This is a genomic window from Microbacterium phyllosphaerae, assembly GCF_017876435.1.
Lineage (GTDB): Bacteria > Actinomycetota > Actinomycetes > Actinomycetales > Microbacteriaceae > Microbacterium > Microbacterium phyllosphaerae.
Genome location: NZ_JAGIOA010000001.1, coordinates 2,600,187 through 2,616,823 on the forward strand (window position 1 = coordinate 2,600,187; position 16,637 = coordinate 2,616,823).

Below are 16,637 nucleotides of genomic sequence, written 5' to 3' on the forward strand. Positions count from 1 at the left end.
CGACGCGCCATCCCTTGACGGGAGACGAAACCGCTACCCGTAGAAGAGCTGCTCGAAGGCACGGCGGGCACGTCGGGTGACGCCGAGGTAGTCGTCGTCGAGCACGCTCGCCGAGCGGTCGGGGTAGCCGAGCAGTCGGCCGATCGCATCGAGTTCACGTGGGTCGGTGGGCAGCACGTCGCTCGTCTTGCCGGTGAACAGCGTGATCGCAGAACGCAGGCGGCTGGAGAGGAGCCATGCTTCGCGAAGCAGATCGGCCGATTCCGCCGGAACGAACCCGGCGTCGACGGTGGCATCGAGGGCCGCGAGCGTCGAGGTCGTCCGCAACTCGGGCACCTCATGCGCGTGCTGCAGCTGGAGCAGCTGCACCAGCCATTCGACGTCGCTGAGGGTGCCGGGGCCGAGTTTCAGATGGCGTCTCGGATCCACGCCCTGGGGCAGCCGCTCCCCCTCGACGCGCGCCTTGATGCGCTTGATCTCCCGGGTCCCCTGCAGATCGATCTCGGCCGGATAGCGGATGCTGTCGGCGAGGGCCGTGAACTTCTCGATGAGTGTGGTGCTGCCGGCCACGCCGCGCGCGCGGAGAAGCGCCTGCGCCTCCCACGAGAGCGACCAGCGCCGGTAGTACTCCGCGTACGCCTCGATGGAGCGTACGACGGGGCCGTTCCGCCCCTCCGGTCGCAGGTCGGCATCGAGATCGAGCGGCACCCGATGGTCGGTGAGGTGCTCACGCAGCCCGGAGACGATGCGCGTCGCGAGGGTCTGCGCCCGCTGCGGATCGACGCCGTTCGCGTCGTACACGTACAGGATGTCGGCATCCGACCCGAATCCGAGCTCCGCTCCGCCGAAACGGCCCATCCCGATCACGGCGAAGTCGAGCGCTTCGTCTTCAGAGGGGACCAGCTCGCGGCGGACGGCTCGCAGCGCGGCCTGGATCGTCGCGTCGGTGATTTCGGTGAGGGAGGTGGCGACCTGCTCGATCGTCAGCACATCGAGCACCCCGCCCATCGCAGTGCGCAGCAGCTCGCGGCGCCGCAGCGCGCGAACGGCCTGCAGCGCATCACCGACGCTCGTGTGCCGGGTCTGGATCGCTCGCGCCTCCTCGTCGATGGCGGCGCCGCTGCGCGGGCGGAGCAGCTCGCTGCTGTCGAGCCAGGCGACGGATTCGGGAATCCATTCCATCAACTCGCCGACGTACCGCGATGACGACAGGAGTCGGGTGAGGCTCTCGGCCGCGCCCGACGAGTCTCGCAGCATCCGAAGGAACCACGGGGTGTCGCCGAGTCGCTCACTGATCCTGCGGAACGCGACGAGGGCGTAGTCAGGGTCGCTGCCGTCGGCGAACCATCGCACCATCACCGGCATGAGGTGCCGCTGGATCGTCGCCTTGCGACTGAGGCCCGTGGTCAGCGCGCCGATGTGCCGCAGCGCGCCGGCGGGGTCTCGGAAGCCGATCGCCATGAGGCGGTCGTGCGCCTGAGCGGTCGACAGCGTGCGCTCCTCTTCGGGAAGCGAAGCCACGGCGCTGAGCAGCGGGCGATAGAACAGCCGCGTGTGGATGTCGCGGACCTCTCGCCGCACGCTCTCCCACCGGGCCCAGATCGCCTCGCCGGACTCTCCGAGACCGGTGCTGCGGGCGAGCACGCGCAGCCCGGCCGGAGTGCGCGGCATCAGGTGGGTGCGGCTGAGCTCGGTGAGCTGCAGTCGGTGCTCCATCAGTCGCAGGACGCAGTAGTCGTCGGCGAAGGACGCCGCCTCGGCCCGACCGATGTACCCGCCCTCGACGAGGGCGTCGAGGCTCTCCAGGGTCCCCCGCGTGCGCAGACGCGGGTCTGTGAGGCCGTGCACGAGCTGCAGGAGCTGCACGGTGAACTCGATGTCCCGAAGCCCGCCGGAGCCGAGTTTGAGCTGGTACGGAGCATCCTCCGGGTCGATGTGCTCCATGACCCGCTCGCGCATGCGCTGCACACTGTCGACGAAGTTCTCCCGAGCTGCGCTGGAGAAGACTTTGGGTTGCACTGCGGCGATGTACTCCGCCCCGAGGTCGGGGTCGCCCGCGAGGGGTCGTGCTTTCAGCAGCGCCTGGAACTCCCAGCTCTTGGCCCACCGGTCGTAGTACGCCAGATGGGACGTGAGGGACCGCACCAGAGCGCCCTGCTTGCCCTCCGGGCGCAGGGCCGCATCGACCTCCCACAGGGGCGGCTCGACCTCGATCCCGCTGAGTGCCCGCATCGTCTCCCGTGCGAGACGCGTGGCGATGTCGATCGCCCGCGCCTCCGACACGGTCTCCTCGTCCTTCGTGCCGCCGACGAAGATCACGTCGACGTCGCTGACGTAGTTCAGCTCGCGCGCACCGGCCTTGCCCATGCCGATGATCGCGAGCTGCGTCGCCGCGACGTGCTCACGACTCAGGGTGTCGGCGAGACGACGGCGTGCGACAGCGAGCGCGGCCTCGAGCGCAGCACCGGCGATGTCGGCGAGAGCCGCCGCCACGTCGCCCACGATGCGCACCGGGCTGTGCGCGGTGAGATCGAAGGCGGCGATCACCGCGAGATTGCGCCGATACGCGACCCGCAGCGTCACGATCGCCGCATCGTCTCCGGATTCGGCGAAGCCGTCGCGCGCACCCACCGCATCCAGCATCCGCTCGCGCAGAGTCTCTGCAGACGGCAGGGCGACCGTCGATTCGCCGAGCACCGAGATCTCGTCGGGGTGTCGCAGGAAGAAGTCCGCGAATCCCTGTGACGCGCCGAACACCCGCCAGACGCGCTGACGCGAACCCGGGTCGGCGAACAGGGCGGCGATCGGAGCCGCGTCGCGACGTGCGACACGGAGCATGCCCTCGACCGCGGCATCGGGGTCGGCACCGTCGGCCTCGCCCAGCAGGATCGACCGATCGATGCCGAGGAGGGCCGCCAGCTCAGCGAGGTTGGCCGCAGCCTCGCTGAGCTCGGCGAAACCGAGCCTGGCCAGCGCGGAAAGAGAGACGGAGTCGTCCGAACGGGCCATGCGCGACTCTCAGAGGAGCTCGAGGTTGTTCTTCAGCTCCAGCGGGGTGACCTGGCCACGGTAGGCCTCCCACTCCTTGCGCTTGTTGAGCAGCACGTAGTTGAAGACCGACTCGCCGAGCGTCTCGGCGACGAGCTCGGAGCTCTCCATGTACTCGAGCGCATGGTCGAGGCTCGCCGGCAGCGCCGAGTAGCCGAGCGCGCGACGCTCGGCATCGCTCAGCGACCACACGTTGTCTTCGGCCTCGGGAGGAAGCTCGTACTCCTCCTCGATGCCCTTGAGTCCTGCAGCGAGCATGAGCGCGTAGGCGAGATACGGGTTGGCCGCCGAGTCGAGCGCGCGGTACTCGACACGAGACGAGCCGCCCTTGTTCGGCTTGTACATCGGGACGCGCACGAGCGCCGAACGGTTGTTGTGACCCCAGGTGACGAAGCTCGGCGCCTCGTCGCCGCCCCAGAGTCGCTTGTACGAGTTCACGAACTGGTTCGTGACGGCAGCCATCTCGTTGGCGTGCCGCAGCAGGCCGGCGATGAAGTGACGACCCGTCTTCGAGAGCTGGTACTTGGCGCCCTCTTCGTAGAACGCGTTGCGCTCGCCCTCGAACAGCGACATGTGGGTGTGCATGCCGCTTCCGGGATGACCGCTGAGGGGCTTCGGCATGAACGTCGCGTAGACGCCCTGCTCGATCGCGACCTCCTTGATGACCGTGCGGAAGGTCATCACGTTGTCGGCCATGGTGAGCGCATCCGCGTAGCGGAGATCGATCTCGTTCTGACCGGGGCCGCCCTCGTGGTGGCTGAACTCGACGGAAATGCCGAGATCTTCGAGCATCCGCACCGAGCGACGACGGAAGTCGTGCGCCGTGCCGCCGGGCACATTGTCGAAGTAGCCGGCGGAGTCGACGGGTACAGGGCCCTCCGGGCCGAACGACGACGACTTCAGCAGGTAGAACTCGATCTCGGGATGCGTGTAGAACGTGAAGCCGGCGTCCGCAGCCTTGGCCAGGGTGCGCTTGAGCACGTGCCGGGGGTCGGAGACCGCCGGGCGACCGTCGGGCGTCGTGATGTCGCAGAACATGCGCGCGGTGGGGTCGATCTCACCGCGCCACGGCAGGGTCTGGAAGGTCGTGGGGTCGGGCTGCGCGAGCAGATCGGACTCGTAGCTGCGGGTCAGGCCCTCGATCGCGGAGCCGTCGAAGCCGATCCCCTCGGCGAATGCGCCCTCGACCTCTGCCGGGGCGATGGCGACGGACTTGAGCGTGCCGATGACGTCGGTGAACCACAGGCGCACGAACTTGACGCCGCGCTCCTCGATCGTCCGGAGGACGAAATCCCTCTGCTTGTCCATGGTCACTCTGCGCCCTTGCCGATGCCGGCGTCCCAGCCGCTCTCGGCTGCTTCCTCGTCGGCCCAGGCGCGCGAGCGCTCCTGGAGCTTCTCGGGCGCACGGCTCGCCTCGGCTTCCGTGTCGAAGGGTCCGACTCGGTCGGCGGACGGCGAGATCATGCCGAACTCCACCTGACCGGTCTCCAGGTTGTACCAGTACTTCTCATCGCCGTTCGACATGGCAGATCCCCTTCATCACGTGGTGTCATCGATCCTACTGGCGCTGACGACGGTCGCTAAGCTATCGACCATGGCAAAAGCGATCGGCGTCGACATCGGCGGCACGGGTATCAAGGCAGGCATCGTCGACCTCGAGCACGGCATCATGGCCTCTGACAGGGTGCGTGTCCCCACGCCGGAGGGCGCATCGCCCCAGGACGTGCTGGAGGCCGTGAAGACGGTCCTGAAGACCCTCGACGTGCACGACTCGACTCTTCCCCTCGGCGTGGCGTTCCCCGCGATCGTCAAGCGCGGCAAGACTCTCTCGGCCGCGAACGTCTCGAAGGAATGGGTCGACTTCGACGCCGAGCGGTTCTTCCGCGACGGTCTCGGCCGCAACATCGTCTTCGTGAACGACGCGGATGCCGCCGGCGTCGCCGAGGCCCGCCACGGCGCGGCCCGCGATGTGCGCGGCTTCACGCTCCTCACGACCCTCGGCACGGGCATCGGCTCGGCGTTCCTCTACGACGGCGTACTCCTGCCCAACACCGAGCTCGGTCATCTGAACTTCGGAAAGTACGAGTCGGTGGAGACGTACGCGGCGACATCGGCACGCGAGCGCGAAGGCCTGAGCTGGGCCGACTGGGCCGAGCGTCTGCAGGCGTTCTACTCGCACATCGAGTTCCTGTTCAGCCCCGACCTGTTCGTCGTCGGCGGCGGCGTGTCGAAGAACGCGGGAGACTTCCTGCCGCTGCTCGACCTCAAGACGCCCATCGTCCCCGCGATCCACCGCAACAACTCGGGCATCATCGGCGCGGCGTCGCTCGCCGGAGACTGAACGACATCCTCGACCACGACGAAGAAGGCCCCGCCGGATCGGCGGGGCCTTCTGCATGTCTGGGCGAATGGGCCGACCTGTACGCCGGGTTCTGATCATGCGATGTTGGCGCTGGTTGTCAGATACGGTTTACGTCTTGTGATCTGCTCTTTCCTTATTGGTACCTAACGGGAAGGGCTGGAGCGGATAGGGAGTTCTGCGGACTCTCCGCGGACTGACCCTGGGCTCGCTGGCGCCGGCACAAGCCGCGATCTGTTCCACTCATCTAGATCAGCTTCGTAGAACGCGTTGCGTCTCCCCTGCTTGAAGTACGTTGGGCCTTCGCCTTCACTAATCAAGTTGTACAGCGACTGTGCGCTAGAGAGACCGCAGTATGCAGCGGCTTGCTTGGTCGTGTACACACCGACCGGAGGTGGGCGATGATCACAGGCGCACTGTGGGGGCGGAATCTCAATCTGCGCCAGCACTTCCCGCGCAACCCTGTCGACGATCTCGCTCACCAGTGCATCCATTGCCTTACTCATGGCGTGAAGATATCGCTTCGCTCCGGAGAGTCGTATGGCGCACAGGCGCCCGAGCGGGCTTGCGTGCGCTACGTTCGGCTCATGAGCGACGATCAACTTGCGTCCGCGCCCAATTCGGTGCCCGAGACTGTCGAACCTTCGGGCGTCCAGGCTTCGCCGCAGAGCCGACCTGGATGGCCGTTCCTTGCAGGGATTGGTGTCGCTGGCATCGTCCTGGGTATTGGTGGCACGCTTGTCGTTCAAGCATTGCTTGGTGGCGGTGCCGCTGCGCCAGAAGATGACGTCCGGCTCTCCGATGCGTATTCTTCTTGCGGTTCACCCGTGGGGACCACGCTTGCCGACGAGGATCGCACGCTCACGATCGATGTCCGTGGCGAAGAGGATTCGAACGGTGCAACATACGAAGCTCAAGCCTGCATCCTGCGCGAACTCGATACACCGTCAAGCGTTATCTCTCACCTTGAGCAGACGACGTCTATGGATGGACGCCAGACCGAGTCCTGGGATGGCATCACAGCTGCGTGGTCCTATCACCCCGACCGTGGAAGTGACATGGTCATCACCCTTGAGTCGACTGAGCAGTAGGTGCGAGAGCATGCGCTGTCGCTCGGGGCGAGCGGGGATTCGGAATCTGTGGCATCCTCGGCGTCGTGACGGAATCTCGGGTTGATCGATTTGTGACGAGTAAGGCTCTGACGGTCACTCTGCGTTTGATCGCGCTCGGACTCGGTGTGGCGACGGCACTCAGCGGGCTGAATGCGAGCAACTCGCCGGAGTTTCCTGAACTGCGCAGCTGGACCTTGTGGTGGGGTATCGCAACCGCCGTCATCTCCTTCGTGATCTGGCTCGTCGATGACTGGGTAAAGCGGATTAGGGAAGGCGAAGTACGAACGGTCGAACAGCTTCTCGAAGCCGAGAGGATTCGCATCGCCACCGCCACGAACGGTGCCTTTCTCCCTATGCTGAAATCCCTGCAGCAGCTCTCGACGATGGAGGTCGCGGCCCGCCGTGCGGAGATCAGCGGCTTTCGCCAGGAGCTGATTGACAGGACATCGGACTTGATACGGAACGATGCGCCACGGCTTGCATACTTTCGTGTCGATGACCTGTCAGTCGAGTCCAGGGTCATGCATCCCAAGCCTGTTTCGCAGCAGAACCGCACTGACGAGTTCACTTCGCTGTTTGCTGAGAGTGACCCTGCTGATCGCGAGATTTTTGATCTCATCGATCAAGCTGAGACTGCTCTCCTCCGCACGGGCGTAACGGTCCCAGACCGCGTCTATCACTGTTACGTGTCAGCTCCTGTACGCGCCGGGGGTATCGCTTTTGGGATGCTGACCGCCAACACGCTCGAGCCGGAGGGGCTCTCTCGAGAGGACGCCAACAACATCGTTGTGATGGCGAGAATCCTCGCTGCTGCCGAGGGGCTGACGCTTACGACGGCCGAGCGACGCGCAATCCTCGCAGTGTCCGGATCGCGGAGTAAGATCTAACTCGAAGGGGGTACGCATGAGCACTATCGTCGATGGACGCGAGTTCCGATCTCCTGAGATGGCGCAGGCCTACCAGGACGCGGTTGAGGCTGTCCTCGCTGAAAGAGCGCTTCCCGAACGGGTTCAAGACGCTCGACGCCGAGCACTGTTGCGATGGGTCTCAGGCGAGAAGAGCGCCACGATTTCACCCCGCCGGACCGCGCGCTTCTAAGCTAGGTGGCTGAAACACAAGCCCGCTTACTCGACCGGACCGTGCGTGTCGAGCTCACGCGGCCCATTGAAGTCGGCACCCGCTAGCTGTGGCCTCGTCGTAACGAGACTGCGATCTTGCGGCGGTCGCCTCACCGCGCGCTATGGTCAAGGGTGGAATTTTGGAGCGCGACTTCTCAATTAGCCGCCGTCTTGGCCCTTGCGCTGGTTCTCGAAGTTCGCGGAATGTACACCCGCATTGCCGAGAACCCGCTGTCCATTCGCAATAGATGGGGGCGGATGGTCACCGCGGTGATGTACACCCTCACTTTGTTTGCTCTGGTGTATGCGTTCTCCTCGTCTCTCCAGGGGCTGAGAGAGCCAGATGCCACTCCTGCGCTGAGAGATTGGACTTCGCAGGCCCTTTGGTTCTCGTTCGTTGTGCTCGTGGTCGTGCCGACCAGCCCGCTCATCCAAGCAATGATTGCGGACTTCTCCTTCTCCCCAGCTGGCGTGCGGCGCAGGCGATTACGCCAGTTGGAGGGCGAGGTAGGAAGAGCATTCGACGACGCCAGGCGTCGAGATCGCTCGGCGCGGCTCACCGCCTTGATCTCGGTCTCGCGGCGGGTGGTGGAGCTTTCGAAGAGCGGCGCGAGCGCTGACAAAATCAATGCTGAATGGGCTGGGTTCGTGGCTCTGCTGAGTGATGCCGCATCTCTTGTGGCTGCAGAAGGTGAGGTAGACGACCTGATGCGCACGCTGACCACAGGAGCTGATCTGACGGACGTAGAAGTCAAGCGCTTTCGCAATGCCATGAGCGTGGCGGAGGAGATCGGACGTGCCGATCTTCGCGTGAACCTAAGTGGTGATGCGCAAGCGAATGCAAAGGAAACCCAGTCGTGACAGCGGTGGACGTGCCGACCAGTCCTCGCCCTTGTAGACATTGAGAGCGAGCGACAGACCATCCTCTTCGGTTCCTTGGACCCGCCAGCCGTAGAGATGCCCGTGTGTGATTCGAGGGGCGCGGTCCAGACGCGCAAGCTACTTGAAGCGCATGATCCTCTGCGCCTCGCGGACATCAGCGTTGACACTCTTCTCGCGGAGCAGTGACTCCCGTTCTTCCAGCGATTCACGCAGCTTCGCTTGACGCTTGTGGTCGTCAGGGGTGGCTTGATCCTCGGGTACGTCGTGCGAGTCAGGTTCCATGTCGCGGGCCTCAGTTTGTTCAGAAAAATGGGGCCACCCTTAACACGACGGGTCAAGGATGGCACGGGGTGTCGGTTGCCGCTAGACCGACGTGCGATCTTGTCACGCTTAGTCGCGCATGAAGATGCGAATGGTCGCGGTAGCTCGCAGGGGGTGACGCCCGACCGTGGTGATTAGGGCCCGAGATTGGGATAGCGGGTCCCGCGAGAGAAGGTGATTGATCATCACACTACTAGTCAGACTAGCTAATCGTAAGGGTGACTCTATAACTGCTGGATATAGAACATAGATTCGAACTTTGGTACCCTCGATCCAGGCCGGAGGAGGGGCGCCGGCATGGGGACAAGCAAGCGGTTAGCCCCGTACTACGACATGCAGGCGCAACACCAGGCGATCATCGCAGCATCAAAACACGGACCGCTTCAGTCGCTCACCGACCGTGAACTGGGCATTAGAGAGGTGCCGGTGACGGTCTACCCGCACGCTGCACAGCGCCGTGTTCGCGCGTGGGTGAGGTTCGGACCAGAGCCGATCTGCGTTGACGCGAAGGTCGTACGTTCGACACCACTTGCCGCTGGAATCGAGTTCAGGGCGGGAGATCATACGTTTCGATGTTGGGTGTGGGGCAACGCTGTCTACGCACTCAGTGACGAAGAGTAGGAGTCGTCACCCGCGTGGGCCAGACTTATAGCGTGCCCATCTCTGAAAGCGACCGAACCTTCGTGGCGACAGTCGCCCAGATCGTTCCTGTTCTGCTGCTTGCGCTCGTGGTTGAAGCACGTGTCTTCAAGTACACCCACGCCGATGCCCTGCCCTCACTACGCAAAGCGCGAGAAGATCTGCGACAGTCGATGCCCTGGGCCGTCTACTGGGGGTGGCGGCTGCACACTGCGTTGCGCCGTTGGGGCGTGGGCATCGTAATCACGTCCGCTCTAGCCGGCTCCCTTGTAGTCGTCGAGGTCGCGGCTTTGCTATTACTTGCGCGAGATAGAGCCCCGTCCAACACTCTGACTCTCTTCTTCGTGATCGTAATCGGTGCAGGAGCTATCTCAGCCGGTCTGATACCGATCTGGAATCAGATAATCGAGCGCAATGCCGCGCTGATCGCGCTTGAGCAAGAGGTCGAGCAGGCAATGATCGAAACGCGTGCACGCGAAGCTGCGGAGGCACGACGCCTCGCCGAAGCTGCGGTCAAGGAACGGCAACCCTGGTGGCACATGCTTTCGCTTGGTAGGAACCGGCCCGCAGCCAGGCGCGCACACCTAGACGCCGATTGCCGAATCCGTCGATAGCATCCATGCATGGATAAGCGGTATCAAGTCTTCGTCAGCTCGACCTTCACTGACCTCATCGACGAGCGTCGCGAGGTGATGCAAGCACTGCTGGAGATGGACTCTGTACCTGCCGGGATGGAACTCTTCCCTGCGGGTAACGACGACCAATGGACCCTAATCAAGGGGGTCATCGAGCAGAGCGACTACTACCTCGTGATCCTCGCCGGCAGATACGGGTCAGTGACTGAGGAGGGACTCAGCTTCACCGAGAAGGAGTACGACTACGCCGTTGAACTGGGACTCCCCGTTCTCGGATTTGTTGCGGCCGACGTTGACAGCATTCCCGTAGGTAAGACCGACCGAAACGATGCCGCGGCCGCGAAACTTGATGCATTCCGCGCCAAGGTTCAGAAACGGATGACGAAGGATTGGAAGAACGCGGAAGACCTTGGTTCCAAGGTCACTCGGGGTCTCATGCACCTCTTCAAAACTCACCCGAGGCCCGGATGGGTGCGCGGCGACCAAGCTATGACCTCTGAGACTCGAATCCGGATAGCAGAGCTCGAAGCGAAGATCGCCACGCTCGAGATGCAAGAGATCGAGAACCAGAACGCGAACGAGCGACGGCTGGATACAGATTTCGCCCACGGCAGCGAACGGATGGAGATCTCGATTCACCACAGCGGCTTCGATGCCTACGGAACAGGAGAAGAGGAAGAAGACGGTACTTTGGCTTGCACGTGGGACGAGATTGTCGAAGTTCTCGGACCCTTCATGATCGATGAGGCTCCCGAACCCGCGCTCCAGAGGCGATTGGAGAAGTACCTCGTCACCAAGCTGTTAGAAGACTCGGACGGCGGCTGGACGCTCGGCTGGGAAGACCACGAGGTCAGCGTCTCGGACAGCTCCTGGGGTTCGATAATCGTGCAGTTGCGTGCCTTGCGCGTTATTACCATCGGAACTCGACCACGAGGCATCAACGACCGCAACGTATATTGGAAGCTCACACCGGCGGGGGACGACTACGTGGTCTCGTTGCGAGCGACTCCGAGCGAGAGCCTCGGAGCTACTCGATGACGGCGCCCCACCCGTTGATCTTCTTGCCGTCACGGTAGGAGTAGGTGTTGTTCGGGTTGAACGAAGAGATCTCCTGCGCAATGGAAAGGAGCGCGGCGATCTCAGCTACCTTGAGCTGCTGATCGATCGTCATGTGCTCAACCTCATCGACTGAGCCCGATGAGTGCCCCTGAGCAGCCCCAATCGCTCGCCCAAGCGCGTCCCAAGCTGTCGCGTAGTCGTTTGTCATGTCCGTTGCCTCCTTCACTGAGTCGATATGTCCTGACCGTACCGCGCCCTCTTCACACAAGAAAGGCCCGCCCTAGCCGAAAACCAGGACGGGCCTTGAGGTGTCTGTACACCTCGGGTCAGTCTCCTACTGAGTCGCGCACACCGGAGATGGTGCTTGCGCGTCTCACCAGAGTGTTGACTTCGCGGGCGATCTCTCCCGGGTCTTGCCCGTAGATATCACCGTTGAAGTTGTACGTCGGACCGGCTGCCGCGCGTGATCCAGAGCCGCTGTTGTTGAACCCCAGACGGTTGCCTACCTCGAGCCACGTCCCATAGTTCTGCTGCTTCTGATCCGACTTCGGAGAGATGTACGCCTCCCAGGGGAGCGTCTTCTCAGCGAACTTGTGGATCTCCGCGCCGCCCCGGTAGATACCCGAGCTCATGCCACCGTTAGCGAACGCCTTATACGAGTACAGGCCACCGTTCTCATTCCCGGCGACAAGACCACCCTGACCACCGAGACCCGTCGAGACATGCAACGACTGGTTACCCGTCACACTCCGGAGAGCAGCCTGCACACGCATCAGCTCGGTGTAGACGGCAGACGTGCCGGTCAGGGTGAGGTTGATTGTCGGGTTCTTTGGGACGTTGTTGATCGATGCAGAGACATTCCCCATTGCCTGCGTCACCTGAGCAGCCGACCCAAGGTTCTGATCGGCCCACGCGACAGCTGCTTCACTCGATTCGCCTAGCGCCCCGCCCATCTCGATGATCTTGTCTCGACCGCGCTGCCACTCAGCCTGGGCGTCAGCGAGAGTCCCACCGTTCTCCAAGATGGCCACGGCAGAGTCAAGGTGCGCCTGCTCTACCTCGCGAATCGAATCACGGAACCGGATCGACGCATCATTCGTGCCCGTCAGAGAAGCGCCCTCAACAGCAGCAGCCTCCACCAGCGCATTGATCGATGCCAACGCGTCATCGTGAGACTGCGTCATGTCCTTTGCTCCACCGGCAACATTCAGCAGCGCTTGCACCATGTCCTCAAGCTCACCCACAGCAGCCTGAGTAGCGGCCTCGAAATCTTCGGTCGCAGCGGTCGCATCGTCCGTCGCTGATGTGCTCTCACGGTTTGCCTCAGCCTTCTCCCGAGCTGCCTGAGCTGCCTGATCGAGAGCGCCCGTTTCCTTCTCGATGTTGTCGCGCAGGTACACCGCCGAACTGTTCAGCTTGATGGATTCCTGATTCCAGAAGTCGTAGCCGTCGATCGCCGCCTGAGTCTTCGAGTTGACCTCATCGAGCGCGTCCGCGTTGCCCTCAATCGCCTTGCGCACCGTGTCGAGCGAGATCCCGAGATCCTTGGCAGCGTCCGCAGCAGAGTTGCCCTCGAGCCACAGGAACGCACCCTCCTTGGCGGTGATGTTCTCCGCGATGAGTTCACGCGTTGCCTTGGTGACCTTCTGGGTTCCCTCCGCGAGCGTGTCTGCGTACGCTTTCGCGCGCTCCTGAGCTCGAGCCTGAGCCGTAGCAAGCTCCGTCACGACGCCGGTAGCAAGCACGAGAGCGATACCCCACGGTCCGCCCAGGAACGAAGCAAACCTTGAGATGCCAGAGAGTGCTGATGCGCCCGAGACGCCAAGCGTCTGTAGTGCGATCTTGAACGCGGCAAGCTTCGGAACCGCAATGAGAGTAGCTCCGCCAAGCAGCCCCACCCCCGCAGTCACCAGGCCGATCCACAGAACGCCTTGCTTACCGGCGTCGGGGAGATCGTTGAAGCCGTCCACCAGGCCGGTGAGTCCCTGCACAAGCCCACGAAGAGGCCCATCAAGACCCTCACCCATCGTGATGAACGCAGTATCCAGGGCGCCCGTAAACGCCTCCCAATCACCAATCAGATTGTCGAGTCGCTGCGCCGCGGTTTCAGCCGCATAGCCCTGATCGTTGACAGCCTCAGTCCACTTTCGAACGCCGTCCGCGCCTTCGCTGTACAGAACGCTCGCGGCGCGCACAGCATCCGACCCGAAGATCACCGCCAGGGCCGCGTTTCGCTGCTCCGGGGTGAGATTCTTCAACGCGGTCTGCAAGTTGCCCGCGAACTTCTCCATTCCGACGAAGTTCCCCGACGCGTCGTAGGCGCTGATCCCCAGTTCCTTCATCTTGTCCGCGGCTTCCTTCGACTGCGGCGTCAAGCGCTGAAGCATGGATTTGAACGACGTACCGGCGTCCGAACCCAGCAGACCCTGGGAAGCGAACGCCGCCAGAGTCGCCGTGGTCTCTTCGATCGATAGGCCCGTCTGAGCCGCAATCTGACCGCCCTGAGCGAGAGCCGCCGACAGATCCGACACGTCACCCATCGCCTTACCGGCACCCGCGGCCAGAAGATCCGCCACATGCGACATGTCCTCACCACGCAGGTTGAACACCTTCAGTGCAGTAGCAGCAATACCCGCAGCATCCGCAACCTCAAGCCCACCAGCAGCCGCAAGATCCAGGGCGCCCTTCAGACCACCACCCAGAATGTCCTTCGCCGACAGGCCAGCCTTCGCCAACTCCTCGATCGCATTCGCAGACTCAGTCGCAGAGAACACAGTTGACGCGCCCGCATCAAGGGCCGCTTCCCGCAGCGCATCCATGTTCGCGCGGGCATCATCGCCCGTAGCCGCAACATTCGACATTGCAGCGTCGAATTCCGCGTACTTCATCACAGCGACACCCACACCAGCCGCAATCGCCGCACCAGCAGCCAGCATCCCCGTGCCCAGCAGTGTCATCGCCTGATGCGTCTCAGCAAGCTTCTTACCCTCGTCCGAAACCTGCTTCGTCGAATCAGCAGCCTGATTCATCGCGCGGGCAAACTGTGAGATATCCGCCTCAAGGATTACAGCGGTAACGCGTTCAGCCATTCGGCACCCCCCTCTTTTTCATGTCTCGAGCCAACGCCCGAAAAGCGTCTTGTGCCTGTGCGCCCAAACGCACGGCCTTTTTCGTGTCTATACGACGTTCTGGATCCCAAATATCAATCGGCGTGGAGTAATCCGCCGCCCGCTCCGCCGCAGTGAGAACTAAAAGCGCCAGCCCTCGAATTGCGTCGTCGACTGTGTCGAAAGCGTCAACCACCTCTGCCATGATTCGGCGGGTGTCCTCTGAGCCGGCGCGATTGGCATATGCCTCAACCAACCGATCCACGACCGCCCGATTCGCCGTCAACTTGTCGTCCATGCGTGACCCCTTGCTATAAAAATGCGGCCCATCCTCCTGGCGAGGTGGCCGCTGTATGTTGATTGTGATGTGGGGCGCATAGACCGCGCCCGTATTGTGGAGCGTTTGGATCTAAACCCAACTCGACCAGCTCGCGCCGTGTACGTGGGTAGTGGTCGGCTACCGTCGCGAAATCAAAACACCCGTCAATGACACAGATGTAATCGCGCGACAAGACAGCCGACCGGAACCGCAGATGCCCCTTCGTGCCATACACCTTGTTATCGACACGGGCACGCCGCGCCTCACGACGATGCTCAGGACACTTCGAAACCTTGTCGTCGTACAGGGCCGGACAACCCGCCACCGCGCACACCCTCACCGGGTGCCACCAGCGCAACGCAGACACGCACACGTACTGCCCCCCGGATAGGGCGGGTACTTCGCGTACAACGCCTTGAGGAACGCCCGGTGTTCACTGACAGGGAGCGCCCGTAGTCCGTCCTCGCACTCCTGAAGTATCCTGAAGCGCTCGCGGGCACGTATGCGCCCGTCAGACGCCTCCTGCGGCCCCTCAGGCTCCTTCCAGTACGCCACGGGGTCACACCGCCTTGAGGCCGTGTCGGGCCGCTGCGCCCGCCTTAGCGCGCCGCGTACGGAACTTCTCAGACGCGGCCTTGTCCTCTGGCAGATTCAACGCACCTACCAGCCGCAGGAAAGACGCCTGCAACATGCGAACCTCAGCGATCGCCGGGTGCAAGATCTTCTGCCCCATAGAACCCGCAATCACCGCACCATCCGTCGTGACCTGCTCCGACAGATCATCGATCCGATCCAACGTGCGACACGCCTCAATCAGATACTCACGCTCCGCCACGGAGAACACCATTGGCCCCGTCAACGCATCCCAGAACGCAAGCCCACGCGCTCCCAGCCCCTCCGGGGGCAAATCCTCGTTCTCATCCATCCGAAACCTCTTCTCCTTTGCGCCTCCAAAGCCCCGAAAAACCAGACCCTCCAAGCACCGACCAAAAGTTGCCCTCTCCGGCGACTCCTAGCCGGTATGGGTTGGTGGGGGTGCCCCCTGGGGTGGGTGCTTTGTGTGCGGGGCATGCCGCGGGGCCAGTCGAGTTCGTGTCGACTGGCCCCGCGTGTGCGTTGGCTAGTTCTTGTTTGGTACGTGTCCGAGTTCTCGCACGAGTCGCGCGTAGAGGTCTTCGGGCCGGCGTTCGGGGTGGAGGATTGCCGCGGTTGGCAGTGTCGTGAGTGCGGTGAGGTATTCGCTTGCGTCTACCGATCCGATGTGTCCGGTGTCGATGAGGATGTCGAGGCCTGCGTAGTTTGAGAGCAGCGGTGCGATGCCGGATGCTTCGGGCGCGGTGGTACCTCGTCTCACCTCATTGACGCCGAGGTCGCGGAGTCGCTTACGCCATCCCCGCATCTCTGCAGCTCGTGCTTCGTTGAGTTCGATCCAGGCAATGGACGCCTTCTCGACTGCACGGAGGGCTTCGACAAATGGGGTGGGGTCGTCGATTGCGGCTTCGATCTCGGCCCTCACTGCGCTGATGGCTTCGAGGCGGTCCAGCTCGGTCTGGGTAAGGGCCGCGGCTTCGATGCTCTCAATCCGCAGGTGCGCGAGGCGGGCGTCGGCTTCTGCTGATTCGAGGTCGCCGGGTTTGATCTTCGTGTTGCCGGTGCGGATCGATGCTCGGATGGCGTCGACTCGCTCGTCGGCTTCGCCCGCTGCTCGTGTTGCGGTCTCGATGTCGGTCGCGGTGTTCGTGGTGGTCATGATTTCTCCTGGTTCGTCGGTCCAAGTTGGCGTGCTTTGCCTTGGACTGTGAGGTGGGCAAGGTTGCCTTGTTCGTACGCTGCGACGATCTCTTCGGGTGTAATCGTTCTGAGGTCGTGCCGAGTGAGTGGCGCCGGTCGTGGGTTGGCGTCGGTATCGGTCATGTTGTGACCTTTCTGCTGGATGTGCATTCGTCGCACGTGTTCGACCAGTGACCTTCGCTGTCTTTGGTCGACGCCCACCCGGCTGTTGTTGCTTGTCGGGTGAGCTCTGAGTTGGTGCAGTG

15 protein-coding genes are annotated in these 16,637 nt (G+C 63.0%); 6 read left to right on the plus strand and 9 right to left on the minus strand.

Annotated elements, in window-relative coordinates; all coding sequences use genetic code 11:
- Nucleotides 1-33 precede the first annotated feature (33 nt).
- The 3 genes from JOF42_RS12165 to JOF42_RS12175 are packed head-to-tail and all read right to left on the minus strand — an operon-like array spanning nucleotide 34 to nucleotide 4,574.
- Entirely contained in the window at nucleotides 34-3,009 is a 2,976-nt protein-coding gene (locus tag JOF42_RS12165) for a bifunctional [glutamine synthetase] adenylyltransferase/[glutamine synthetase]-adenylyl-L-tyrosine phosphorylase (RefSeq protein ID WP_210098083.1), read from the minus strand.
- 9 nt (nucleotides 3,010-3,018) lie between these two features.
- A complete protein-coding gene (gene glnA, locus JOF42_RS12170; RefSeq protein WP_042541155.1) occupies nucleotides 3,019-4,356 on the minus strand; it encodes a type I glutamate--ammonia ligase in 1,338 nt (445 codons plus the stop codon).
- Between the two features lie 2 nt (nucleotides 4,357-4,358).
- Nucleotides 4,359-4,574, minus strand: coding sequence for an SPOR domain-containing protein (locus tag JOF42_RS12175; protein ID WP_210098084.1), 216 nt, complete (start codon nucleotides 4,572-4,574; stop codon nucleotides 4,359-4,361).
- Between the two features lie 70 nt (nucleotides 4,575-4,644).
- Between JOF42_RS12175 and ppgK the strand changes: the two genes are divergently transcribed.
- Complete coding sequence (gene ppgK / locus JOF42_RS12180; RefSeq protein WP_210098085.1) at nucleotides 4,645-5,391, plus strand: polyphosphate--glucose phosphotransferase; 747 nt, start codon at nucleotides 4,645-4,647, stop codon at nucleotides 5,389-5,391.
- 164 nt (nucleotides 5,392-5,555) lie between these two features.
- On the opposite strand, the gene JOF42_RS18295 is transcribed toward ppgK, so the two are convergent.
- Nucleotides 5,556-5,915: a helix-turn-helix transcriptional regulator gene (locus JOF42_RS18295; RefSeq protein WP_210098086.1), complete on the minus strand. Its 360-nt coding sequence runs from the start codon at nucleotides 5,913-5,915 to the stop codon at nucleotides 5,556-5,558.
- Here JOF42_RS18295 and JOF42_RS12190 point away from each other — a divergent pair.
- The 5 genes from JOF42_RS12190 to JOF42_RS12210 all read left to right on the plus strand — a co-directional run bounded on the left by JOF42_RS12190 (nucleotide 5,811) and on the right by JOF42_RS12210 (nucleotide 11,154).
- Complete coding sequence (locus tag JOF42_RS12190) at nucleotides 5,811-6,500, plus strand: hypothetical protein (protein ID WP_210099272.1); 690 nt, start codon at nucleotides 5,811-5,813, stop codon at nucleotides 6,498-6,500. The genes JOF42_RS18295 and JOF42_RS12190 overlap by 105 nt on opposite strands.
- A 65-nt stretch (nucleotides 6,501-6,565) precedes the next feature.
- On the plus strand, nucleotides 6,566-7,408 hold the full coding sequence (locus JOF42_RS12195) for a hypothetical protein (protein WP_210098087.1): 843 nt from the start codon (nucleotides 6,566-6,568) through the stop codon (nucleotides 7,406-7,408).
- Nucleotides 7,409-7,771: 363 nt separating this feature from the next.
- Entirely contained in the window at nucleotides 7,772-8,500 is a 729-nt protein-coding gene (locus JOF42_RS12200) for a hypothetical protein (protein ID WP_210098088.1), read from the plus strand.
- A 995-nt stretch (nucleotides 8,501-9,495) separates the two neighbouring features.
- Complete coding sequence (locus JOF42_RS12205) at nucleotides 9,496-10,095, plus strand: hypothetical protein (protein ID WP_210098089.1); 600 nt, start codon at nucleotides 9,496-9,498, stop codon at nucleotides 10,093-10,095.
- Nucleotides 10,096-10,104: 9 nt separating this feature from the next.
- Nucleotides 10,105-11,154 (plus strand): DUF4062 domain-containing protein, encoded by a 1,050-nt coding sequence (locus JOF42_RS12210; protein WP_210098090.1) that lies wholly within the window; start codon nucleotides 10,105-10,107, stop codon nucleotides 11,152-11,154.
- Here JOF42_RS12210 and JOF42_RS12215 read toward each other — a convergent pair.
- From JOF42_RS12215 to JOF42_RS12235, 5 genes are all read right to left on the minus strand, one after another.
- Nucleotides 11,144-11,287 (minus strand): hypothetical protein, encoded by a 144-nt coding sequence (locus JOF42_RS12215; RefSeq protein ID WP_210098091.1) that lies wholly within the window; start codon nucleotides 11,285-11,287, stop codon nucleotides 11,144-11,146. The genes JOF42_RS12210 and JOF42_RS12215 overlap by 11 nt on opposite strands.
- A gap of 214 nt (nucleotides 11,288-11,501) precedes the next feature.
- Nucleotides 11,502-14,264 (minus strand): phage tail tape measure protein, encoded by a 2,763-nt coding sequence (locus JOF42_RS12220; protein ID WP_210098092.1) that lies wholly within the window; start codon nucleotides 14,262-14,264, stop codon nucleotides 11,502-11,504.
- The gene (locus JOF42_RS12225; RefSeq protein WP_210098093.1) at nucleotides 14,257-14,580 is read right to left on the minus strand and encodes a hypothetical protein; all 324 of its coding nucleotides are present in this window, start codon (nucleotides 14,578-14,580) and stop codon (nucleotides 14,257-14,259) included. Before JOF42_RS12225 ends, JOF42_RS12220 begins: the two co-directional genes overlap by 8 nt.
- A gap of 580 nt (nucleotides 14,581-15,160) precedes the next feature.
- Entirely contained in the window at nucleotides 15,161-15,526 is a 366-nt protein-coding gene (locus JOF42_RS12230; RefSeq protein ID WP_210098094.1) for a hypothetical protein, read from the minus strand.
- 195 nt (nucleotides 15,527-15,721) lie between these two features.
- On the minus strand, nucleotides 15,722-16,351 hold the full coding sequence (locus tag JOF42_RS12235) for a hypothetical protein (protein WP_210098095.1): 630 nt from the start codon (nucleotides 16,349-16,351) through the stop codon (nucleotides 15,722-15,724).
- Nucleotides 16,352-16,637: the final 286 nt, after the last annotated feature.